Source organism: Sphingobacterium sp. UBA2480, assembly GCF_002341965.1.
In the GTDB taxonomy this organism is placed as follows: Bacteria; Bacteroidota; Bacteroidia; order Sphingobacteriales; family Sphingobacteriaceae; genus Sphingobacterium; species Sphingobacterium multivorum.
In genome coordinates this window covers 855,855-879,217 of record NZ_DDPA01000007.1, presented here as the reverse complement: position 1 = coordinate 879,217, position 23,363 = coordinate 855,855, and the positions used below count along the sequence as shown (strand labels likewise).

Annotated in this window: 23 protein-coding genes and 3 tRNA genes; 12 read left to right on the top strand and 14 right to left on the bottom strand. The window is 38.9% G+C overall.

What is annotated here, in order from left to right:
* Window positions 1-112 precede the first annotated feature (112 nt).
* The 6 genes from B3600_RS16835 (at window position 113) to purH (ending at window position 7,143) form a co-directional block, all read left to right on the top strand.
* Window positions 113-1,306, top strand: coding sequence for a hypothetical protein (locus B3600_RS16835; protein ID WP_084823262.1), 1,194 nt, complete (start codon window positions 113-115; stop codon window positions 1,304-1,306).
* Between the two features lie 70 nt (window positions 1,307-1,376).
* Complete coding sequence (locus B3600_RS16830; protein WP_286753755.1) at window positions 1,377-2,969, top strand: hypothetical protein; 1,593 nt, start codon at window positions 1,377-1,379, stop codon at window positions 2,967-2,969.
* A 163-nt stretch (window positions 2,970-3,132) separates the two neighbouring features.
* Window positions 3,133-3,888 carry a hypothetical protein gene (locus B3600_RS16825; protein WP_112376119.1) on the top strand — a complete coding sequence of 252 codons (756 nt, stop codon included), beginning with the start codon at window positions 3,133-3,135 and terminating at the stop codon, window positions 3,886-3,888.
* Window positions 3,889-3,899: 11 nt separating this feature from the next.
* Window positions 3,900-4,823 (top strand): LysM peptidoglycan-binding domain-containing protein, encoded by a 924-nt coding sequence (locus B3600_RS16820; protein WP_286753754.1) that lies wholly within the window; start codon window positions 3,900-3,902, stop codon window positions 4,821-4,823.
* Window positions 4,824-4,855: 32 nt separating this feature from the next.
* On the top strand, window positions 4,856-5,494 hold the full coding sequence (locus tag B3600_RS16815) for a uridine kinase family protein (RefSeq protein WP_046675464.1): 639 nt from the start codon (window positions 4,856-4,858) through the stop codon (window positions 5,492-5,494).
* 122 nt (window positions 5,495-5,616) lie between these two features.
* Window positions 5,617-7,143 carry a bifunctional phosphoribosylaminoimidazolecarboxamide formyltransferase/IMP cyclohydrolase gene (purH, locus tag B3600_RS16810; RefSeq protein WP_286753753.1) on the top strand — a complete coding sequence of 509 codons (1,527 nt, stop codon included), beginning with the start codon at window positions 5,617-5,619 and terminating at the stop codon, window positions 7,141-7,143.
* A gap of 54 nt (window positions 7,144-7,197) precedes the next feature.
* Here the strand turns inward: purH and B3600_RS16805 are convergent, their stop codons facing one another.
* Window positions 7,198-7,566 carry a YkvA family protein gene (locus tag B3600_RS16805; RefSeq protein ID WP_053003880.1) on the bottom strand — a complete coding sequence of 123 codons (369 nt, stop codon included), beginning with the start codon at window positions 7,564-7,566 and terminating at the stop codon, window positions 7,198-7,200.
* A 326-nt stretch (window positions 7,567-7,892) separates the two neighbouring features.
* On the opposite strand from B3600_RS16805, the gene B3600_RS16800 reads away from it, so the two are divergent.
* Window positions 7,893-8,603 carry a DUF4397 domain-containing protein gene (locus B3600_RS16800; protein WP_070567787.1) on the top strand — a complete coding sequence of 237 codons (711 nt, stop codon included), beginning with the start codon at window positions 7,893-7,895 and terminating at the stop codon, window positions 8,601-8,603.
* An 86-nt stretch (window positions 8,604-8,689) separates the two neighbouring features.
* Here B3600_RS16800 and B3600_RS16795 read toward each other — a convergent pair whose 3' ends face one another.
* Window positions 8,690-8,995, bottom strand: coding sequence for an FtsB family cell division protein (locus B3600_RS16795; protein WP_070567789.1), 306 nt, complete (start codon window positions 8,993-8,995; stop codon window positions 8,690-8,692).
* 230 nt (window positions 8,996-9,225) lie between these two features.
* Here B3600_RS16795 and lpxB point away from each other — a divergent pair, with 230 nt between their 5' ends.
* Entirely contained in the window at window positions 9,226-10,341 is a 1,116-nt protein-coding gene (gene lpxB / locus B3600_RS16790; RefSeq protein WP_046675460.1) for a lipid-A-disaccharide synthase, read from the top strand.
* Window positions 10,342-10,398: 57 nt separating this feature from the next.
* Complete coding sequence (locus B3600_RS16785) at window positions 10,399-11,034, top strand: hypothetical protein (protein ID WP_046675459.1); 636 nt, start codon at window positions 10,399-10,401, stop codon at window positions 11,032-11,034.
* Between the two features lie 66 nt (window positions 11,035-11,100).
* Here the strand turns inward: B3600_RS16785 and B3600_RS16780 are convergent, their stop codons facing one another.
* The 3 genes from B3600_RS16780 to B3600_RS16770 are packed head-to-tail and all read right to left on the bottom strand — an operon-like array spanning window position 11,101 to window position 14,175.
* Entirely contained in the window at window positions 11,101-12,180 is a 1,080-nt protein-coding gene (locus tag B3600_RS16780) for a DUF3810 domain-containing protein (protein ID WP_286753752.1), read from the bottom strand.
* A gap of 20 nt (window positions 12,181-12,200) precedes the next feature.
* Window positions 12,201-13,259 carry a nucleoid-associated protein gene (locus B3600_RS16775; protein WP_286753751.1) on the bottom strand — a complete coding sequence of 353 codons (1,059 nt, stop codon included), beginning with the start codon at window positions 13,257-13,259 and terminating at the stop codon, window positions 12,201-12,203.
* A 10-nt stretch (window positions 13,260-13,269) separates the two neighbouring features.
* Complete coding sequence (locus tag B3600_RS16770; RefSeq protein WP_286753750.1) at window positions 13,270-14,175, bottom strand: histone deacetylase family protein; 906 nt, start codon at window positions 14,173-14,175, stop codon at window positions 13,270-13,272.
* A gap of 157 nt (window positions 14,176-14,332) precedes the next feature.
* On the opposite strand from B3600_RS16770, the gene B3600_RS16765 reads away from it, so the two are divergent.
* Genes B3600_RS16765 through B3600_RS16755 form a run of 3 tightly spaced genes read left to right on the top strand, consistent with a single transcriptional unit; the run spans window position 14,333 to window position 17,060 of the window.
* Complete coding sequence (locus B3600_RS16765) at window positions 14,333-14,974, top strand: YceH family protein (RefSeq protein ID WP_070567799.1); 642 nt, start codon at window positions 14,333-14,335, stop codon at window positions 14,972-14,974.
* A gap of 6 nt (window positions 14,975-14,980) precedes the next feature.
* Window positions 14,981-16,171, top strand: coding sequence for an MFS transporter (locus B3600_RS16760; protein WP_286753749.1), 1,191 nt, complete (start codon window positions 14,981-14,983; stop codon window positions 16,169-16,171).
* Window position 16,172: 1 nt separating this feature from the next.
* On the top strand, window positions 16,173-17,060 hold the full coding sequence (locus B3600_RS16755; protein WP_070567803.1) for a DUF72 domain-containing protein: 888 nt from the start codon (window positions 16,173-16,175) through the stop codon (window positions 17,058-17,060).
* Window positions 17,061-17,181: 121 nt separating this feature from the next.
* Here the strand turns inward: B3600_RS16755 and eno are convergent, their stop codons facing one another.
* From eno to B3600_RS16710, 9 genes are all read right to left on the bottom strand, one after another.
* The gene (eno, locus tag B3600_RS16750; RefSeq protein WP_046675452.1) at window positions 17,182-18,477 is read right to left on the bottom strand and encodes a phosphopyruvate hydratase; all 1,296 of its coding nucleotides are present in this window, start codon (window positions 18,475-18,477) and stop codon (window positions 17,182-17,184) included.
* Window positions 18,478-18,689: 212 nt separating this feature from the next.
* The gene (gene carA / locus B3600_RS16745) at window positions 18,690-19,790 is read right to left on the bottom strand and encodes a glutamine-hydrolyzing carbamoyl-phosphate synthase small subunit (RefSeq protein WP_112376111.1); all 1,101 of its coding nucleotides are present in this window, start codon (window positions 19,788-19,790) and stop codon (window positions 18,690-18,692) included.
* A 228-nt stretch (window positions 19,791-20,018) separates the two neighbouring features.
* Window positions 20,019-20,330, bottom strand: a complete 312-nt coding sequence (locus B3600_RS16740; RefSeq protein WP_115050671.1) for a DUF2752 domain-containing protein — start codon at window positions 20,328-20,330, stop codon at window positions 20,019-20,021.
* Window positions 20,330-20,686 (bottom strand): TM2 domain-containing protein, encoded by a 357-nt coding sequence (locus tag B3600_RS16735; protein ID WP_046675450.1) that lies wholly within the window; start codon window positions 20,684-20,686, stop codon window positions 20,330-20,332. Before B3600_RS16735 ends, B3600_RS16740 begins: the two co-directional genes overlap by 1 nt.
* Window positions 20,687-21,208: 522 nt before the next feature.
* Window positions 21,209-22,207, bottom strand: a complete 999-nt coding sequence (gene obgE, locus B3600_RS16730) for a GTPase ObgE (protein WP_204991046.1) — start codon at window positions 22,205-22,207, stop codon at window positions 21,209-21,211.
* A 36-nt stretch (window positions 22,208-22,243) separates the two neighbouring features.
* Complete coding sequence (locus B3600_RS16725) at window positions 22,244-22,813, bottom strand: adenylate kinase (protein ID WP_046675448.1); 570 nt, start codon at window positions 22,811-22,813, stop codon at window positions 22,244-22,246.
* Between the two features lie 74 nt (window positions 22,814-22,887).
* Window positions 22,888-22,961, bottom strand: a tRNA-Arg gene (locus B3600_RS16720).
* Window positions 22,962-23,133: 172 nt separating this feature from the next.
* Window positions 23,134-23,207: transfer RNA gene (locus B3600_RS16715), tRNA-Arg, on the bottom strand.
* Between the two features lie 27 nt (window positions 23,208-23,234).
* Window positions 23,235-23,308, bottom strand: a tRNA-Arg gene (locus tag B3600_RS16710).
* Window positions 23,309-23,363 lie beyond the last annotated feature (55 nt).

Here is a 23,363-nt window from a genome sequence, read left to right as displayed (position 1 = left end):
GTTCAATAAAAAATATTTGTATTTTTGATTACTTCGATTAAACCCCTTCGAGAAATCTGCGTCTAAGATAGTAAATAAGGCTGTATAATCGAAAATAAGGATTTAGGATATTATGAAAAAAAATAGATTATTTATCGGAGCACTTGCCATAACAGGAGCGTTCATGCTTGGTTCCTGCGGTACAAGTAGGCAAATCTATGGCGACGATGTCTATGGCAATAATGGGCAAGCGAGACAAAAGGTTTATCAAAGCCCAGATTACTATTACACAGATGCAGATCAGTCCCAACCAAACGGACAGGCACAAGGTGGTTACTATGATGACGAATATTCTGATCAGGATTACAACAATGATTCCTATGAAGATCTTGAATATGCAAACCGTATCAATCGTTTCTATTACGCTAGTCCGGGCATGACGTACTTTGACCCATTTTTTGATCCATGGTATGGTTATGGTTTCGGTGGTTGGTATGGATACGGCCCTTCATTCGGAATGGGATGGGGATGGAACTCTGGATGGGGTTCATCCTGGTCTATCGGCCTCGGATGGGGTTGGGGATCTAGCTGGGGCTGGGGCTCTCCTTGGTATGGCGGTTACAGACCTTGGGGTGGCTGGTATGGCGGCGGCTATTGGGGATCTGGTTGGTATGGAAACGGTTACTGGGGCGGTGGCTACTGGGGTAACTCAAGACCACGCTATGCATCAAGTAGATCTGTATACAGAGATAACTATAACACGCGCAGTTCATCATCACGAACCCGAACTTCAGGTGGATATGACCGTAACAGTGTTGCTCGGAGTTCTGGAGGATACGACCGTACTGGCGTAGCACGTGATTCTAGAGGCAGAATCACATCCGTTGCTAGTAGATCAAGAAATTCTGATGGCACGGTATCTTCACGGAGTTCTTCATACGATAGAACTGGAGGAAGAACAAGAACATCAGATGGCGTTTCGAACAGAGCTTACTCAGACGGTATGCGTTCAAGAACGTCAGACAGAGTCAATGGCTCCTATCCAAACAACACACGTAGCACCTCTAGCGGATATTATAATAATGATTCCAGATCACGAAACAGTTCGGGAGAGGTATCTCGTCCGATGAGCCGTTCGATGGAAACACGTTCCAGCAACCCAAGCTCAACGTCAAGACCGTCGTATACTCCGCCAACAAGAAGCTATGATAGTGGTTCATCTTCCCGCTCTAGCGGTGGTTTTTCTGGAGGTGGTAGTTCTAGATCTTCGGGAGGAGGCTTCTCTGGAGGCGGTAGCTCAAGATCAAGTGGAGGACGTACTCGATAGTTAAAAGCATTTAAACAGTAGCACGCAGCATCTTGTGTGCTACTGATTATTATTGACGATATTTTAGCATATGACAATCAAAAAATTACTTTTTGGAACTGCATTCGTTTTAGGTGCAGCAGGGACTACTCAAGCGCAATATACGAAAGATGTACTTTTATTCTCCCAAGGGGACAATGGCGGAACAGCTCGTTTTAAGGCCATGGGAAATGCATCTACCGCATTAGGTGGAGATATAAGTTCGATTACGAGTAACCCCGCAGGTTTGGGTTACTTCAATCAGTCTGATATATCAGTAACTGGCAGGTACCTGAACAATAAAAACAAAACCGACTATTTTGGTCAAAATTCAAACAGTAGCAAGAACAATTTCAACTTAGATAATGCTGGAATTGTTTTTCACTTACCAACTTACCGCAATGGCGGGAACTTAGATCGAGGCTGGTTAAATTTCAATGTTGGTATTGCTTACAACCGAAATTACGTCTATAACAACCTGTTAGAATATCGAGGAGTAAATAATACGAGTTCGATATCAGATGCTTATTCAGACCGTCTTTCAGATGTCGGAGGAACTCAAGGCTGGGGTCAGGAAGTCTATAACAACTCTTTGTTATTCGACGTAGACCCCAAAAATGCGGGTGCCTATATCCCAATTACTGTTGGCGGAACTTTTGATGGAAAAAATGGCTTTAATCAAGTAAACTCGATCTTAGAAAAAGGTAGTAAATCCGAATCTGTTTTGTCATTTGGTGCGAATTATAGCAACAAATTGTATTTGGGAGCCTCTTTAGGTTTCACTGCGTTTACGTACGACAATTCCAGCTGGTTTACTGAATATGGTCAAACAATGACCGCCGACCAATTAAAAGCCATCAACAAAGATTCAGAATTTTTAAAACCAACCAATGCCCAAAAGTATGCCATGTTGGATAAAGATTATGAATTATATGATGATTATGCGCAGGCCACTGATGGTACCGGTGTAGACTTTAAACTTGGGGTAATCTATAAATTTACGCCAACGTTTAGCATGGGATTCACTGCTAAGTCACCTACATTTATGAGCATCCGGGATGAATCATATAGCAATTCTGAGTTCCGTTACTTCAGACCAAATGAAGACAAATCATTTAAAGAGTATAGAACCAGTGATGACGCAGGGCACAGTTACTTGGAGTATAACATGAATACACCCTATAAATTGTCTCTTGGGGCAAGCCAATTATTCTCAAGAGGATTAATAACGGCTGATGTCGAATGGGTAGACTATGCCGCTATGCGTTTTAAAGATGTGGGAAATTACAGTAAAACGTTAGAAAAGAACATGAATCAAAACATCAAAGATACTTACCAAGGTGCATTTAATGCCCGAATTGGTGGTGAAGTGATGTTTGATAATGTATTCAGCGGAAGAGCTGGTTTCAATTACAGTGGCAACCCCTATAAAAATGCAGACTACACGAATTATACAGCATCTTTAGGTATCGGCGCTAAACTTGGCCGCGGCATGTATGTTGATTTGACCGGTGCGTATAATGCAGTCAATTACAAAGAAAGCCCGTATTTGATTAATGAGAACTACTGGAATAATGCTAGTCCGGTAGCCGATATAAAAAATCAACGGACTAATGTTGTACTAACAATTGGTTCTAAATTTTAAACAATATTTTTCTCAAAAAAAAGGTCCAGCTATGTCTGGACTTTTTTTTGAGAAAAATACTGTTTAAAACAAACATAAAACACGATAAAATCAGTTTACGCGTGATTATACTTGTATATAAAAGTAACTTTATCTAAGTTTGTCCCCTTGGATTGAAAATTACATGGCAAATCACACAATTTCAAAAGCATTCAATTTCATTTTTACATACCCCATTTGGCGGATAGAAATCGATGCGGAGAATAAATTGATCGCTATAGAGACAAGAAATCCAGATGATACCTTTCCCTATTTTAATGTCATCACTTTTGAAGGAACTTACGTATTACAAGACTTCAAGGCAATAGCCAAAGAGTGGGTCCTAGCAGGAATTCAATGCAAAAAATTAATACTTAAGAAGATTGCCAATAATTCACCTATTGACGCAGGCATACAGGTAATCGATTGCTACAATCCGCAGCTTCAAGAAACCTGGTTCAACTACATATTCATCGGTATGGTTGATCAAGGCGTGCTTATTAGACCAAAAGTAATAGCAGAAGGCTTCCAATTATTTTTGAACCTCCAATCGATGTCGATTGAAAGCAAAAATGAAATTTTCTTTAAACCTTATGCTAGCGAGCTCGTCTATCCTATTATCTACAATGGTGAAATACCCCTTTTTTTGAAGGATTTCCCAATTGATGGTGAAATCTGGATAAATACAGTGAATGACTACTTTATTTGGGCTTTCTATGAAAAAGACAGAAACAATTGTTATCAAATCAGGCTAGTGCAATCCACAAGAGAAACATTGACAGAGTCTATTATTGCAGTTTCCAAGCTGGAACTAAAGCTCTTCAACATTTATTTTCTTATTCACGAACAAATATTCCTTTTGACAGATAATAAACGGGAGTTTGTTTCGTATTTAGTATAATTGCAAAATATATGAAAGTTTTATTCGAATTAAAGACATATAAAAAGATAGCTATTCTATCCATCGCGATATTAGCTATTCAACAAGTTGAAGCAAAAAACTCAACTTCTTTACGCGCTGATTTTATCCCTGATTCAGTAGGAACAGAAGCAATCAATGGTGAAGAATACGTGCTGTTCAAAATTGAAAAAGGAGATAATTATTACCAGTTAAGTAAAAAGTATAAAACGACGGTAGGCCAATTGACCCAAATAAACGGTAATGGAAGATTAAGCCTGGGTCAAATTGTTAAGATTCCAACAGGTCGAAAAGCGAAATCAACAGTAAACAATGACCGTGGAAATATGACAGTGCAAAATCCGCGTAATCCGCAGCAGCAAGAAGGTTTCACGGAATATATCGTTGGTGAGAAAGAGACACTTTATGCCATATCTAAAAGGTTCAGTATTTCTGTTGAAGACATCAAAAAAGCAAATAACTTAAAAAATAATGTTATTGGCGGTGGAATGAAACTCATGATCCCCAATCAGCCCCTGCCTCCTGAACGACCAAAATTAGTTGAACCTAAAGGAATCGAAATTGTAAGCCCCGATTCTACTGACGGTGATGATAAAGAAGAAAATCAAATTTCAACAAACCGCTACGGAATACGTGAAAAGTCCGAACGTGGTATTGGCGTCTGGATTGATGGGCTATCATCTCAAGGTACAAGCAACCTCGCTCTTCATAAGTCAGCTCCAGTAGGTACTATTTTAAAAATTACTAACCCAATGACCAAAAGTGTGACTTATGCAAAAGTGGTTGGTAAATTTAATGATAATGCCGAAAACCAAAATGCAATTGTCGTGTTGTCAAAGTCTGCCGCCGCGAGCATAGGCGCACTTGATAAACGCTTCCAGGTTGAAATTGCGTATGGATTACCTCTAGAAAATTAACAGAATAAAATAGCTTTTATAGCATAGTAAGAATGAATAACAAACCGTATGTCATAGGAATTGCCGGAAGTAGTGGTTCTGGGAAGACTTTTTTTTTAAATAGCTTTTTAAAACATTTTAACCCACATGAGGTGACCTTAATTTCCCAAGATGATTATTACATCCCTGCCAATACTAAAACTCAGGAGGAAAATAGGCTCTATAACTTCGATATTCCGACATCAATCGACAGAGATGCTTTTTATAAAGATATCAAGGCTCTCTTTAACGGTGAGACAATATATAAAGAAGAGTATACATTTAACAACCCTTCATTAACACCCAAAATATTAGAGATTAAACCGGCACCTATTTTAATTATTGAAGGTCTATTCATTTTCTATTATACAGAGATAAATAATTTAATCAATCATAAGATATTTTTAAGCGCTGATCAGGATATCGCGTTAAGACGACGCTTACACCGTGATCTGGTCGAACGGGGATACTTTGAAGATGATGTCATGTACAAATGGGTAAACCATGTTCTACCCTCCTACAACGAGTACCTACTGCCCTATCAGGACACTTGCGATCAGGTCATATTTAACAATACCGATGAACCAGAGCCAATCTGGGAAATCACCAACCAAATTTCTGAAGAGCTAAAATTAAAGCTCAATTTGGTATAAAATTAAAACAATCTAGAAAGGAGAATCTCGTAAACAGATTCTCCTTTCTATTTAAAGTACTTGATTTATTGATATCAAGATTTTAAATACCTATCTTTGCGCCACGAAACAAATCCATCATAATGAACCATTCTGTAAAGATTAAAAATGCATTGGTTTCAGTCTATTATAAAGACGGCCTCGCTCCTTTAGTTGAATTATTAAACAAATACGGTGTTACCTTCTATTCCACTGGTGGAACAGAAACATTTATCAAAGATTTAGGGATAGATGTTGTTCCAGTTGAAGACCTCACCAGCTACCCTTCCATTTTAGGAGGCCGTGTAAAAACATTGCATCCAAAAGTATTTGGCGGTATCTTGGCGCGCCGCCCGCTTGAGTCGGATCAACAACAGCTTGCTCAGTATGAAATACCTGAGATCGATTTGGTTATTGTGGATTTGTATCCTTTTGAAGAAACTGTTGCTTCCGGTGCATCGGAACAAGATATTATCGAGAAAATAGATATCGGTGGAATTTCATTGATACGCGCTGCCGCTAAAAACTTTAACGATGTGGTTATTATCTCTTCCAAAAATGATTACAAAGAATTGGAAGAAATACTAGCAAACCAAGAAGGTAATACGTCGTTGGAACAACGTAAAGAATTTGCTAAACGTGCATTCAATACATCCTCGCATTACGATACGGCAATCTTCAACTATTTCAATCAAGAAAATCCGCTTCAGGTTTTTAAACAATCTGAGCAAAAAGCGCAGGTGTTGCGCTATGGTGAAAACCCGCACCAAAAAGGTATTTTCTTCGGCGACTTAGATAAGATGTTTGACAAATTGAACGGTAAAGAACTATCTTACAACAATTTGGTTGACGTTGATGCTGCCGTTGCTTTGATTGATGAGTTCACAGAGCCTACATTCGCGATCTTAAAACACACAAATGCTTGTGGAGTTGCCTCACGGTCAACAATCAAACAAGCTTGGTTAGATGCTTTAGCATGTGATCCTGTTTCAGCTTTCGGTGGAGTCTTAATAACGAATGGACAAGTTGATGCGGCAACAGCTGAAGAGATCAATAAATTATTCTTCGAAGTGTTGATTGCACCTTCTTATTCTGAAGAAGCGATTGCTATACTTACCGCAAAGAAAAACAGAATTATTTTGGTTCGTAAAGAGGTTACATTACCTGGACAACAGTTCAAAACTTTATTGAACGGCGTCATTCTTCAAGATAAAGACAATACGATTGAAGGACCTGAACAAATGGTTACGGTAACGCAAGTAGAGCCAACTGCTGAACAACTGGAGGATCTTTATTTTGCAAACAAAATTGTAAAACACACCAAATCAAATACAATCGTATTTGCTAAAAATGGTACTTTGTTAGCTTCAGGCGTAGGGCAAACTTCTCGTGTAGATGCTTTGAAACAAGCTATTGAGAAGGCACTTTCTTTCGGTTTTGACCTTAAAGGCTGTGCGATGGCATCTGATGCCTTCTTCCCTTTCCCTGATTGTGTGGAGATTGCTTCGGAAGCTGGAATAGCAACCGTGTTACAACCTGGTGGTTCAATTAAAGATCAATTGTCAATTGATATGGCCAATGAAAAAGGAATTTCCATGGTGACAACAGGTGTTAGACACTTTAAGCACTAATTGAACTTCAATAATAAATAAAAAAAGCTACTTTTCTAAAGTAGCTTTTTTTATTTATCTCGTTTCGACAGGAAACTTTGAACGCTTGTACTGTTCCATCTCAGCGCTGAGTTTGCGAATCGCATAACCCACAATGGCCACATCATCTATCCACCCGCCCACGAGAATAAAATCGGGAATTGCATCAATTGGCGAAACCACATAAAGTATCGTTCCAATAATAATCGATAAATTCCATTTGTCCATTTTATACTTCCCCGTAATGGTGTCCTTACACATCGCAATTAATACGTTGAAGTCGTCCATATAGCCTCCTAGATTCCTCGCTTTTGCCTCCGCCTGTACAAATTCAGATTCCGTAATTTTACGATGCCTAAACTGCTCAAACATTCCCTTCGCAATTCTTTTGATTCTATTGTTCATACTTCAAAATTAGGATTACTAGTTTAACAATCCAAATCCTCGCGCTAAACCAAACACGAACCAGAATCACAATGCGCAGCGAACATAACCAAATCCCTCCCCTCACACCGACTAAATTTTGCCTAGGAACCCTTATTGATCCGCTGTCGGTCCAACCAACTACTTTATATATTCATTTACAAAGGTCATCGGAATAAAAAACGAGGTCTAAATATGGATTTTTATTATTTTTACAAATCGCTGTAGCAAAGTGTCAGTCATCTCCGTATAATAGACAACACAAGCGCAATGTGAGTCACAAAAACAAATTTTAATATTACACGGTTATGAAAAACTATAGATTATTTAATTTTATTGCTATTGCTTTAGCGGCATTCTTTTTAACAAGCTGTCTAAAAGATAACGATGACCAGCCAATTCCTGCCGCATTGCTTACCATGGTTAATGGATACACGGATGCCAATGCAGTTATATATTTTGCAGACGGCGGCCCGCTTCAAAACCCTAATTACCCATTGGGATTCAAGAGTTATGCTCAAATTGGGCTATTTACAGGAGCACGTAGAATTGCAGTTTCCGCTGAATATAACACGAAATTAACGGATACAACTGTAACAATCAAAGATAGCACCATCTATACATCCTTTTTATTTGGAACTAAAGCCAAACCCGTACAGGTGATCACAACAGATCGAATCAATAAAGACATCAAAAATACAGAGTCTGGTTTACGCTTCTTTAATCTTGCTGAAGGTACAGATTTAGTTACCCTGAAAATAGGCGATCAGGCTTCCCCCTCAGAATGGACCAATAGAGCACAAGAAACACAAAATTCAGCAAGTGCCCATCAGGGATTTATTGCTCAAAAGAGTGGCACATTCACTGTCACCGCTCGTGATAAAGCTGGAAAAACTATCGCAACACGTAGCGACATTAAATTGGTTGAAGGTTATTATTATTCATTAATACTCATAGGCAAGGCTAATGATGAAAAGAAACCTTTATATATTGGTCTAGTAGCCCAAGCCGCAAATTAAAATACCCATATCTATATACTATATAACAACGGCCGTCATGTAAACATGATGGCCGTTGTTTCTCATTTTATATCATATCGTAGATCTTAATGATTCTCTTTAGGTGCTACTTTAGTAATCACATAAATATCTTCATTATCTTTTTTCATCTTATACTTCTCACGTGCAATACGTTGTACTTCCTGCGGATTTGATCGAATATCGTTTATTGTTTTAATGATAGCCGCATTTTCCTTGAGGTAGAAGGAGCGTTCACTTTCCAAATTCGCTTTCTGCTTTTGATAACTATACTGCGTGGCAAAGTCATTTCGATCAAAAAACAACATCCACACGAGAAAAGCCAAAGCGGCTAACAAATACTTATTTCTTATTAAGGACCACAATCGTTGCATAAGACAAAATTACTATTTACCTTTTATACTTCGGATATTTTCTTCAAAACTTGAACATCTTTAATTAAAGATATGGAATAATATGCTCCAATTCATCATATACCTAGAATAATCTTATCTTTAACAGTTCAAAACGATCATTTGAATGAAATATCCATGGTTAAGACTAAACGCAGTTTTAACGAAAAAAAGATATCTCATAAGATCATAAAGAATAAAATCATTGACATATGAAATACTATCTTATTGCAGGTGAAACTTCAGGAGACTTACATGGTGCCAATCTTATTAAAGCATTAAAAATTGAAGACCCCGATGCGACTTTCCAAATCGTAGGGGGCAATCTCATGCAAGCAGAGGCGGGAAAAAAAGCGTTGATACATACTTCAGAAATGGCCTTTATGGGCTTTATAGAGGTTTTAAAAAATCTGCCAAAGATATCTAGGAATCTCAAACTTGTTAAAAATGATCTATTGAAAGAAAAACCAGATACCGTCATTCTTATAGATTTCCCTGGCTTCAATTTGAAAATTGCTGATTTTGCAAAAAAAAATGGCATCAAAACATGTTATTATATTTCCCCTAAAGTGTGGGCCTGGAATCAAGGCCGCGTAAAGAAAATCAAACGGATTGTCGACCATATGTTTTGTATTCTGCCTTTTGAGGTAGATTTTTATAAAAAGTGGCGCATGCCCGTTGATTACGTTGGAAACCCGCTGTTGGATGCGATTTCAGCCTATCAATTCAACCCAAAGTTCAGGGAGCAGCATGGATTTTCAGAAAAACCCTTGATCGCCCTTTTACCCGGAAGCCGCGAAATGGAAATTGCCAACCTCCTTCCCATCATGGCCGAACTTCCATTTTTCTTTCCTGTACATCAATTTGTCATTGCCGGTGCGCCTAATTTTGATGAAGCCTACTACAAGCAATTTTTTAAAGGTATTGATATTCCCGTAATCTTCAATCAAACCTACGACATTCTCCATAACGCAGAAGCCGCAGTCGTAACGAGTGGAACGGCTACACTCGAAACAGGTATCTTGAAAGTACCTCAGGTTGTCGTTTATAAAGCTAACCCAATATCGGTATGGATTGCCAAATTAGTCATCAAGGTTAAATTTATCTCACTAGTCAATCTAATTAACAATTTCTTATCAGTACGGGAATTGATTCAAGACGAATGCACGGCATACGATATCTCCTATGAAGTAGGTGAACTTATCAATAACAAAGCTCACCGTGCAAGTGTGATGGAAAACTATGATATTTTAGCCGAAAAGCTAGGTTCTCCTGGCGCATCAGAGAAAACGGCCAAATTAATTGTAAAATATCTCGCTAAATTTTAAACTCTTTTACCTTTTATTTGTCAAACTACTAGTTAGTTACAATTAATTAAAAGTTTTATGAAATTTAAATTTATTCTAGGCTTTTTTCTTTGCTTTGCAATGACCTTCACTGGGAAAGCACAAGAAACACAACATATTTCTAAACTGGAAATTGGCAAAAAAGCGAAAAAAAATATCGATAATAGAGACTCTACTGTTGTCATGCACATCGATACCTTAATCATGAAAGACAATTCTACCCTTTCGTTCTATGGTAAGAAAAATGTCAAGCTAACAATTGGTTATGCTGAAATTGGAAATAAAGCAACCATCTATGGAACAGATGGAAAGAATAATGGTGCAAATTTTGACATCAATGCTAATTTTCAAAAATTAGGTTCTCTTTATATCATTGCAAAGGGAGATGACGCTTTTAATGGCACCAAAACTTTTCCGAATGGTAACGGAGGAAAAATTAAAGTCAATTTAACAACTGGTAGCCTTAAACCTCAGACAACAAATAAAAAAGCGCCTAATTATATTTATGGAGATGTTGCAGCAGGTGGGCGGGCTGTCAATGCAAACACGGACTTGAGAAACATCTATGATCGGATTAAAACCGCTCCCACCGGATTGAGAGGCTTGCCTCAAGGGCAAATTTATTCGGGCAGTGCCGGAACTGAAGGTACATTTGAACTAATTTCAACACAATAACAAAATTCCTTAATCCATAAAAAAGGCGTATTATTCTCTAATACGCCTTTTTTAATGGACTCATTATTATCTACAACCTCTTCTTTTAAGCTCATAGGCCAACACCAACCGTGTCATCCGATCGTATCGTGCTATGCCTTCCTGTTGATTGTTGTGCTTGAGGTATTGATTATAAAACAATCCCATCACATCGTCGACCCAACCTGTGTATTGACTCCAGAAATACCTTTCTTTTTCCATATCGTTCAATACTTTTGCGCTTAATCTTCCCTTGTAATCTTTTCCTAAATCAGGATACATAACCTGCAGTTCACGTAACATATACAGTGTGGTCTGTAGATAAGCCGAATATCGGTAAAAGATCTGTGGATGTCGCTGTAAGCGAGCAAAGGCGATAAAATTCGCCTCGTCTTCAAAACCAATTCCCTGTTGATGCGCAAGTTCATGCACTGTAGTAAAAGGTAAAAAGGTTACCGGCATGGCTTTATTAACATGCGCTTCATGAGTGAACGGATTAAAATAACCTGAGACACCAAAAAAAGAAACTATCCTGCTATTTATGGGTGATTTTGCCCTAATTTGACCTCTTGACAGGAAATCTGCAAAAGCCGTATCCTGTTGTACCCATGTATTCAAATCCCTTTGAATAGTTTCTTTATGCTCTTCCCATTCGGATGGATCCACATGTTCCCGCAGATTATTTGTACTGTCCAAAAACCCATTCAAAACCACGAGATAATCCGCTAACTTTAAGCTATCAACTTTCAAATTGGCATTTATACTGATTGGTTCACGATAGTAATTCATACCCCATGATAGGTAAAAGAAAAAATAGAGACCTAATACCAAATTGATCATAGTCAAAACCAAACGAAAAGAACTTTTCCATCTTCCTTTCCATAAATTTCCGATTAATTTAGCAATTGAATAGAGTAGAAATGCAACGACTAGGACATAAAATAGATCACCTAAACTAAAGGGAACATACCCAAAAATAAATCTTGGCACATGACTATAGGAACGGTAAAACCCGCGTGCATAAAACGCCTCAATCCATTGGCTATGTTGCCCAACCAAGGAGAAAATAAAAATTCCAATCAGAAGTAATACTACCGTGAAAACAGCTATTTTATCGCGTTTCTCCATTCAAATAAGCTATAAAACGATTAACTTTCGTTCTCAAAATAGACCTTGTAATAATTCATGCCTTTATCCTCATCGTACCCCTTCTCAAGATATTCACGTTTGCCATGAACATAGATATGAAAATTCTTATCCAGCTTTAAAACAGACTTATAAGAAGATTCCATTTTTTTCACCGCTTTATCTGCTATTTCAAAACTTGCCTGAAATGGGGAGTCAAATTCGTCTTCAAAACCAGCTTTAAAGTCCTGAAATAAAGCAATAGCCTGCGGATTGCCCAGTACTTCCTCCTCAAATTCTTCTTGGACAAAAGTTTCTTTTTCCTTAAAGTAATTCATGGATTTGTTCATCAAATCAATTTTGTCCGCTTTCTCCAGTTCAAATGTCTCATCTAGTTTTTCCTGAACAAAGTTCTTATAGACTTTTAGATAATTCCCTGTTTGATTGAAGTTATCGTTACGCACGCGCAGCTGTAGAAACTCATCTTTCCAGTATACTGCCTCCTGTTGACGGTTTGTCTGATCGAGAACCAGTACCTTATAACCTTCTTCTTCTTCTACATTGATAATAATACAGCCTTTGTCCAGTTTATTGATATTGATCGCCTCCTGCTCATATTCCAACATAAAAGCACCTTGCTCCGGATATACTTTCAAATAAGTCTCTTTATTCTCCGATTTGAATATACCAATGGCATCATGTTCTTCCCCTTCGATCTGTACATTCTTTAAGGCAACTACGTACACCTCCCCAGCTTTAATTTTTGGATGGCTGGATACCTCATAAAGGTGTTTTGAAATTTGTTGGGAAAAATCGTGAAATGGAAGCTGCTCCTTAAAATACTGTCTTGCAAAATAGAAAATCTCATTCAGTTCCAGCTCTCCATTCGCATGATATAAGCGATATACCTCATTCACCTTTGCAAAAGGACTCATAAAATACTGCATCAATAGTCCAGGTAACACTTCATCTCCTTCAAGAGATACCGGGGCATCCGACAAAATATAAAATTCATCTTGCGATTTATTGCCTACACGATGAATGGATAACGCTTCAAAAGTTGCATCTTGGTGAAAAAACATATTTCTTATCTTATAAATTATATAAATCTATTGCTATTCTAAAAGTCTGGCAATGTGCATTGACAATATCTTTAATTTCAGGAGAATAACCTCCCCCCATACTTACCTGAACAGGGATATGGTGTTTATGGCACATATGAAAGACCAATTCATCTCTTCGACGGCAGGTACTGCTGCTTAAATTCAATTTCCCCAGCTTATCTGTTTGTAAAATATCTACTCCAGCCTGATAGAAAACGAAATCAGGCTCAAATTTCCGGAACACATCAACCAAATTTTCTTCCAATAAAGTGAGATATTCCGCATCAGTAACCTGATCTTCCAAGCCGATATCCAAATGGGAACGCTGTTTGACAAAGGGATAGTTTTTCTCGCCATGCATTGAAAAGGTAAACACCTGATTATGCCCCTCAAAAATATGCGCAGTACCATTTCCTTGGTGTACATCCAGATCAATAATAAGGATACGACCTGCATAGTTATGCTTCAACAGGTACCCGGCGGCAGTCGCTTGATCGTTCATCAGGCAAAAGCCTTCACCAAAATCATAACCGGCATGATGTGTCCCCCCTGCAATGGTAAAAGCAACACCATACTCAAGTGCATATGCGGCGCTTCGGATCGTCCCATCTAAGATATATCGCTCCCGATCAACAAGGCTTTGACTTAATGGAAAACCTATTCTACGGATCATTTTCGAATCCAAAGTAAGCTCAAACAACTGCTTTACATACACTGGATCATGGACCAAACAGCATGTCTCAAAGCTTGCTAGTTCAGGACTGAAAAAACTTGACTCATCTGCCAGCCCTTCATGTTTTAACTGTAAAGGAATCAACTCGTATTTCAGCATCGGAAATCGATGCCCCTCTTTGACGGGATGGACAAATTCTTGACGAAAAGCTATCTTAAGCACCTTAAAATCTTCTATTACTCATGCGAAGATAAGAAAAAGATCTTTTGGAGTTGTAGGAGAAAAAGGGCATCTTTGAGAAGGAACAAACTGCAAGCCAATGTTACGTTGCATAACAGCATACTTGTATTCAATCATAAATTTATATTCTTCAAGATAAATGGAAACAACTCATTTGCCCCAATTGTCTGCCATGGAACAACGTGTACTAGGCTCACTAATCGAAAAATCAAAAGTAACCCCAGAATATTATCCAATGACAATCAACAGCTTACAAGCTGCTTGTAATCAAAAGACTTCCCGCAAACCGGTTGTACAATATACAGAAGAAGATATTATCGCTACATTGGATATATTAAAGAAAAAGGGCTTAATCTCGACAGTTGTTGGCGGAGGATCTCGCGTAACAAAGTATAAACACAATTTTGCCATACAATTTCCACTGGTTCCTTCCGAATTAACCATTGTTTGCTTATTACTACTCAGAGGACCAATGACCGCCGGGGAAATTAATTCAAACTCTGGAAGACTTTATGAATTTGAATCATTGGGTGAAATCAATGAACAATTGGAAAAATTGGCACAAGAAGGCTACTTGAAGTCCCTGCCTAAACAAATAGGGCATAAAGAAGTCCGCTATATTCATTTATTAGGAGATATCAACCTGGAAGCGTATGAAAATAGCGTTCCTGCAGGCAGCTCCTCGAACGACCAGACCTTACTCGAACGAATTGGACAATTGGAACAGGAAGTTGCAGCATTGAAACAGAAATTTCAGGATCTCTGGGATGAATTACATTAGTCGCTCATGTCGCAAACAATAGATTCCGAAAACGAAATATCCAAAGCAACCTTGTGGCTGATGACCATCGCCACAGGCTTGGTTGTCGCCAATAATTATTACAATCAACCACTATTGGACCTGATTGCCAAAGACCTACATATTGACGAGGCCATGGTCAGTAATTCGGCCATGTTAACGCAGATCGGATATGCCTTTGGCCTGTTACTGATCGTCCCCTTAGGGGATATGTTTAAGCGAAAAAAAATGATCTTGATCGATTTCTTTTTCATTATTTTTTCTTTAGTCGGTATGGCCATGTCCACTTCTATCCTATCGATCTTGCTATTCAGCTTTCTGATAGGTTTCACCTCCGTTATTCCGCAGATTTTTGTGCCCATGGCCGCCGAGCTTGCGAGCAAAGAAAAGCAGGCTTCAGCGATCGGAATGGTCATGTCGGGCCTGCTGATTGGTATATTACTATCTAGGGTTGTAAGCGGGTTTGTCGGCTCCTACTTCGGATGGCGCGAAATGTACTGGATAGCCTCAGCAATTATGGTCATTACAGCCATCGCCATAGCGATCAAGCTACCAGAGGTGCTGCCAAATTTTAAAGGTTCTTACCAGGAATTGATGCGATCAGTCTGGAACTTTGCCAGAAAACAACCTGTATTACAATTGGCTGCATTTCGTGGAGCTATGGGATTTGGGGCTTTTTCCGCATTTTTTACAACGCTTGTTTTCCATCTTTCGGCCCCACCTTTTTTTGATGGCCCCGCAACTGCAGGAGCCTTTGGTCTCGTAGGTGCCTGTGGTGCGCTTGCCGCTGCTTTTGTCAATAAACTAACCATTTATATAGGCAAAGCAAAAATCATCTTATATGCGATCTTATTGATGTTATTCAGCTGGTTATTATTTACCCTCTTTGGCTATACCTATTGGGGTCTCATTCTTGGTGTTATTCTCATTGATCTTGGTCTACAGTCGATGCACATCCTAAATCAAAGCGATTTCTATGCGCTGAACCTCGGGGCCAACAACCGACTAAACACCGTATACATGGTCAGTTATTTTATTGGCGGATCAACAGGCACTTTTTTTGCTGCACAAGCATGGCAACACTTCCAATGGCCCGGTGTTATTGTCGTAGGCACATGTTATACGGTATTGGCACTGTTGGCTCATCTATTATTTGATTATAAATTAAGAAAAAACTAATATGAAATTCGGCCAAGTTGAACATCCGGAGGAAATCGATTTTACCCTTCCTCCTACTCCACCGGAAACCTTAACCCTATTACAGCATTTCAAAAACGATCAATCTTTTGAGGTATTTGTAGGCTGTGCAAAATGGAATAAACAAGATTTAAAAGGCTTTTACCCCAGAGGTACAAAAGACGAACTTGCTTATTACTCCACGCAATTTAACAGCATTGAACTCAATGCCACATTCTACAATTCGCCCGGCATAGACCAGGTAGAAACCTGGAAAAAGAAAACACCTTCCAACTTCAAGTTCTTCCCAAAAATCCCACAATCCATCAGCCATTTTAGCAGATTATTAAATACGGGTGATAAAGTGAAGTTGTTTACAGATTCCATTGTTCATTTCGATGAGAAACTGGGAATGGCCTTTTTACAGATGCACGACAATTATAGTCCAAAGGATATGGCCCGTCTAAAACTATTTCTTCATGACTGGCCAAAAGAAGTCCCTCTAGCCTTAGAGGTACGAAATAAAGATTGGTTTTCCAAACCCGAAGTAACAAAAGAACTCTATGCGCTGCTGGAGGAAACCAACGTGACCAACGTACTGGTCGATACCGCAGGCCGTAGAGACATGCTCCATATGCGCTTAACCACACCGACTGCTTTTATACGGTATGTAGGTGCCAACCACGCGTCAGATTACGATCGCCTAGATCAATGGATCGATGTGCTGAAACTATGGCGCGAAAACGGGTTGCAAAAACTGTATTTCTTTATCCACCAGAATATTGAGATAGAATCGCCATTACTGGCAACACATTTTATCAAAAAACTGAATACAACATTCGACTTGGATCTAACCTATCCCAACAAAAACACAGGAAATACATTATTCTAAGACAGGATATCAGTTCCGGTGCTAAAGCCAACTATAGAAAAAATCATTCAGCATATTTTGCCCACAAAAAAAGCCGAAGTAGAAAATACTTCGGCTTTTTATATAAAAAATAAGCTTTCGCTTATTTTTTAGCGTATTTAAAGTTTTTACCGATGAAACGTGCATTACCACCCAATTCCTCCTCAATACGTAACAATTGGTTGTATTTAGCCATACGATCAGAACGTGAAGCAGAACCAGTTTTAATCTGACCGCAGTTCAGTGCTACAGCTAAGTCAGCGATAGTCGCATCTTCAGTCTCGCCCGAACGGTGTGACATCACAGAAGTGTAACCAGAATTTTGAGCTAAAGTAACCGCATTGATTGTTTCAGTCAATGAACCAATTTGGTTTACTTTCACTAAAATTGAGTTTGCTGTATGAGTATCGATTCCTTGTTGAAGACGTTTTGTATTGGTAACAAAAAGATCATCACCTACTAATTGAACATGGTCACCGATTTTGTCAGTCAATGTTTTCCAACCAGCCCAATCATCTTCAGCCATACCATCTTCTATAGAAATAATAGGGTATTTAGCTGTTAATTCAGCCAAATAGCTTGCTTGCTCTTCGCTAGAACGCACAGCTCCTTTATCACCTTCAAATTTAGTATAATCGTATTTACCATCTTTGTAGAACTCAGAAGAAGCACAATCCAACGCTAAACAAACATCTTGACCAGGTTTGTAACCGGCAATTTCAATCGCTTTCAAAACTGTTTCGATAGCATCCTCAGTACCTTCAAAAGTTGGCGCGAAACCACCTTCATCACCTACTGCAGTTGAAAGACCTCTGTCATGTAAGATTTTTTTCAACGTATGGAAAACCTCAGTACCCCAACGCAAAGCCTCAGAGAATGAAGGCGCACCCACAGGCATGATCATAAATTCCTGAAATGCGATAGGTGCATCAGAGTGTGAACCACCATTGATGATATTCATCATAGGAATAGGTAACGTGTTCGCATTTACACCACCGATATAACGGTATAATGGTTGACGTGACTCTTGTGCAGCAGCTTTCGCTACAGCTAAAGAAACTCCTAAAATAGCATTTGCGCCTAAGTTTCCTTTATTTTCGCTACCGTCTAAATCAATCATGATTTTATCGATGGCATTTTGCTCGAAAACATCTACACCTTCTAGCGCTTTTGCAATTTTAGTGTTTACATTCTCAACAGCTTTCAAAACACCTTTTCCTAGATATTTTGACTTGTCACCATCACGTAATTCTACTGCTTCGTGAATACCAGTTGAAGCACCTGAAGGAACAGCTGCACGACCAACAAAACCATTTTGTGTAGTAACATCTACCTCAATTGTAGGGTTACCGCGCGAATCCAAAATTTGACGCGCATGAACATCGATAATTAAACTCATCTCTTTATTAGACTATAATTTATTTTCATTACTTAGTGTAGATAAGACACACTCTTATCTACAGACATTTTTCACAATCAAATATAATAAAAAATGTATTTATTCCCCTATTTATTATGAAATAAAATATGCTCCATCGGCATAACTGTTCAACTAAAAACAATAAAAAACCCTTCAAAATCTGAAGGGTTTTTTATAGAATATTGTGCAATTTAGTTTTTGATCATTGCTACAAAATCATCAAACAAGTAGCGCGAGTCATGTGGACCCGGTGATGATTCTGGATGATATTGCACCGAAAATGCTTTCTGTCCTTTGATACGGATACCTTCAATAGACTGATCGTTCAAATTGACGTGTGTAATTTCGACGTTCTCAGAATTTTGGATATCTTCAGCCACAACTCCAAAACCGTGGTTCTGCGACGTAATTTCACAACGGTTGGCGATAATGTTCTTCACGGGGTGGTTGATACCACGGTGTCCATTATGCAACTTGCTTGTGCGGATGCCATTTGCCAATGCTAAAATCTGGTGACCTAAGCAAATACCAAACATCGGTTTATTTGCGTTTAAAATAGCTTTTACAGTCTCGATAGCATAATCCATCGGTGCTGGATCGCCAGGACCATTGGAAATGAAATAACCATCCGGATTCCACTGCTCCATTTCTTCAAATGTTGTCTTCGCAGGAAAAACCTTTGTATATACATCACGAGCCTCAAAATTGCGCAAGATATTTTTCTTGATTCCCAAATCCAAAACTGCAACACGCAACGAAGCATTTTCATTACCGAAGAAATAAGGCTCAGCTGTCGTTACTTTCGAAGACAATTCAAGACCATCCATTGAAGGAACCTCCGCCAATTGACGTTTTAATTCTTCAACATCCAATGTTTCTGAAGAAATAATCGCATTCATCGCCCCCTTATCACGAATATGGCGCACTAATGAACGGGTATCCACATCAGAAATACCAACTAAATTTCCTTCCTCAAAGTAGCTTTGGATCGATTCATCAGCCATTTTGCGGCTGTAGTTGATGTTATAGTTTTTACAAACTAATCCAGCAATCTGAATTTGATTTGATTCGGTATCATCCGCATCAATACCATAGTTACCAATATGCGCATTGGTCGTTACCATGATTTGTCCAAAATAAGATGGATCTGTAAAAATCTCTTGATAACCAGTTGTTCCTGTATTAAAACAGATCTCCCCAGTAGTCGTACCAATTTTACCAGCGGCTTTACCGTGATAAACTGTACCATCTTCTAAAACTAAAATTGCAGGCAATTTGCTGTAGTTGGTCATTATCGATGTAATATTATAAAAATGTGTATCCTTACTTTTATGAATTTTAAAGCCTTCTTGACTGGATATAAAAAAAGCCCTCAAATGGGCTAAATATCAATTAACAATGCATCATTACGATTGACAAACCGTTTCCTAAGGCACCTACCAGTAAAGACTCTACTTTAATTTTCACGGGAGACAAAGTTACGACATATCACTTATAAAGTGAAAACATTTTTTATTTTTTTATCCTTCCATTGATTGGACTTCCCGAAACCGAATAAAGTCCCTCAAAATCAGCACAGTCAATAATGGGACAAGCATATAAATCAGCGGGTTTTCTAACCAAGCTTCTTGCCATTCCATCCGCAGCAAGGCGATAAAGGCTCTTGTTAACCCACAACCGGGACAATCAGAACCACTGATACTCTTCCAAAGACAGGGAATAAGGATATGGATATCTGTAAAAAGATACAAGCCAATGGCAATCCCGAAATACCCTAGCACCAACGAATATATCCAATGACATTTAAGGTATTTCAGGACGAGCGAAATCATTAATTATTGTTAATTGGACTCTTGATATAATTACCGTTGGCATCTTTATATTTTCCGACAATAATCATAATCAAATCGATTAGATACCAGATACCACATCCCCCCAAGGTAAGCAGCTGAATAACAGCAGTACCAATTTGCCCCAAGTAGAATCGATGCGCTCCAAAAGGGCCGAGAAAAAAACAAAATAACAGTGCTGGTAACCACCTGTCATCCTGAAAGGTGTTGTTTTGCTGTTGAAAAGGTTGGTTAGCATAAAAAATAGGCTGTCTCACACCACAAAATGGGCACACCTCCGCCTTGATATTGATTAACTTACCGCACTCTACACAATACTTTTCGTCTTCTGTTTTCATTTAGATTTAGTTTGGCGATGGAACTGAAAAACAGTCGTCCATCAGGGATTAAATAATAGGTTGAAATTAATAAAAAAACTTAAAAAACATACATTTTTTGGAGCACAATGCTGTGCGCTAGTTCATCTTCCCGTTAAAATGACCTATTACTACAGAACAGCGATCTTTTTGCTTCGTAATCGCAGCTTTTTTCTTTTAATTTTTAGTTGCAGAAAATTAGAAATACGGAGGAATCAAATTCGTCTTTTTAACAGTGCTTGTTCAGTGTTCGTTCAGTGCTTGTTCAGTGCTTGCTCAGTGAAGACTGAATAAACAGTGAATAAATACTGACTAAAAACTGATTGAAAATTGGGATTAGGGATAAGTTGATGGCTGAATGAGTCATTTGTAATGCGTTTCTTAAATCAGCCAGTTGCCGTTACCACTAAAACTGGGGGCAATGAAAGTTTAAGGATAGAAATTCGTAATTAACATAAACAGAAAAGGCGCCCNNGGGCGCCTTTTCTGTTTATGTATTTAAACTTAAGAGTTAATTGCTTTCCAGATCATATCTTTCAATGGCAATATATTTTTACCGGTCACCGACGAAATGAAAATATAGGGTACATTTTCCGGCAGCTCCAGCTCCATTTCCTTCTCCAGCTCCTCATCGAGCATATCAGACTTGGTAATAGCCAGCAATTTAGGTTTATCTGCCAACTCGGGATTATATGCAGTCAGTTCATTCAATAGAATGGCGTACTCCTCCCGGATTGTCCGATCTGTATCGGCCGGCACCATAAACAACAAAACAGAATTTCGTTCGATATGCCGCAAGAAACGATACCCTAATCCCTTTCCTTCCGAAGCCCCTTCGATAATACCCGGAATATCGGCCATAACAAAAGAACGGTTATCCCGGTAGCTTACCATACCCAAATTAGGCACCAGTGTTGTAAAGGGGTAATTCGCGATTTCTGGTTTCGCAGCAGAGACCACGGACAACAACGTTGATTTACCTGCATTCGGGAATCCAACCAATCCAACATCAGCAAGAACCTTCAATTCGAGAATCATCCACTGCTCTTTCCCCGGAAGACCAGGTTGCGAAAACCGTGGTGTCTGTTGTGTCGGCGACTTAAAATGCCAATTGCCCAGCCCGCCTTTTCCACCCGGAACCAATATTCTGGTTTCACCGTCTTCTGTGATATCGAACAATACCTCTCCCGTCTCCGCATCCTTTGCAATCGTACCCAGTGGCACTTCCAAGATCTCATCACGTCCGGTTGCCCCGGTACGCAAAGAACTACCGCCAGACTCACCGTTTGACGCGATAATATGTTTACGATATTTTAAATGGAGTAACGTCCAGAGATTAGTCGTTCCTTTCAGTATAATATGTCCGCCACGACCGCCGTCACCACCATCGGGTCCACCAGTAGCGGTGTGCTTGTCACGGTGCAAATGAGCCGAACCTGCCCCACCATGTCCAGAACGACAACACACTTTCACATAATCAACAAAATTCGAACCTTGCGCCATTACAATTTATTACAGTCTAGAAAATACTTATCTTAATTAATAATTATCGATGATATCAGTCAAACTTTTAAAGATAGAATCGATATCGCCGATACCATTCACTTTAGAAAGCTTGCCTTGTGCCTCGTAATACGGCAACACATGAATCGTCTTTGTGAAATATTCATCGATACGCTTCACCAATTTATCCGCATCATCATCCGCACGACCAGAAATTTCCTTACGTTTAGCGATGCGTGCTTTTAATTCATCCTCATTCACATCCAGTGCGATTACGACCGAGATTGATGTATTGATACCTTCTAAAAAAGCATCCAATGCTTCAGCTTGAGCAACAGTACGAGGAAATCCATCAAAAATAAATCCTTTTGCATCCGGATTTTTCTTTACTTCCTCTTCCAGCATTGCTATCGTAATCGAATCTGGCACTAAATTTCCCTCAGCAATAATCTGGCTCACTTGTTGACCAAGTGGCGTTTGACCTTTAATGTGTGCTCTAAAAATATCACCAGTTGAAACATGAACCAATTGATATTTTTCAATAAGCTTTGCAGATTGGGTTCCCTTACCTGCACCCGGAGGGCCAAATATTACAAGGTTTAGCATAGTTTTATTTAAGAAATTAAAACGAGTTAAAAAATAAAAGCCTAATCACAGATGATGACTAGGCTTTTCAGTTGTGCGCTCCAAGGGAGTCGAACCCCTAACCTTCTGATCCGTAGTCAGATGCTCTATCCAATTGAGCTAGGAGCGCAATAAACCATTACGTTTAGAACTCTGTCCCATGTGTTTTGGTGACGCAAATATAGTCAGAATTCGTTTTTTTACAAATTTTTTTTCAAAAAGAAGTTCCCTTTACCATCGACAGCTTTGCAACAACGTTACTAAAAACAAAAAAGCCAATCAAATTGACTGGCTTTTCTTTGTGCACTCCAAGGGAGTCGAACCCCTAACCTTCTGATTCGTAGTCAGATGCTCTATCCAATTGAGCTAGGAATGCCTTTTTAAGATACAGAACCTGTATTCGTGCGCACCAAGGGAGTCGAACCCCTAACCTTCTGATTCGTAGTCAGATGCTCTATCCAATTGAGCTAGGAGCGCTAGGCAACCAAAACAAATCTGTTATCCTTTTCCGTTTTGGTGATGCAAATATCGT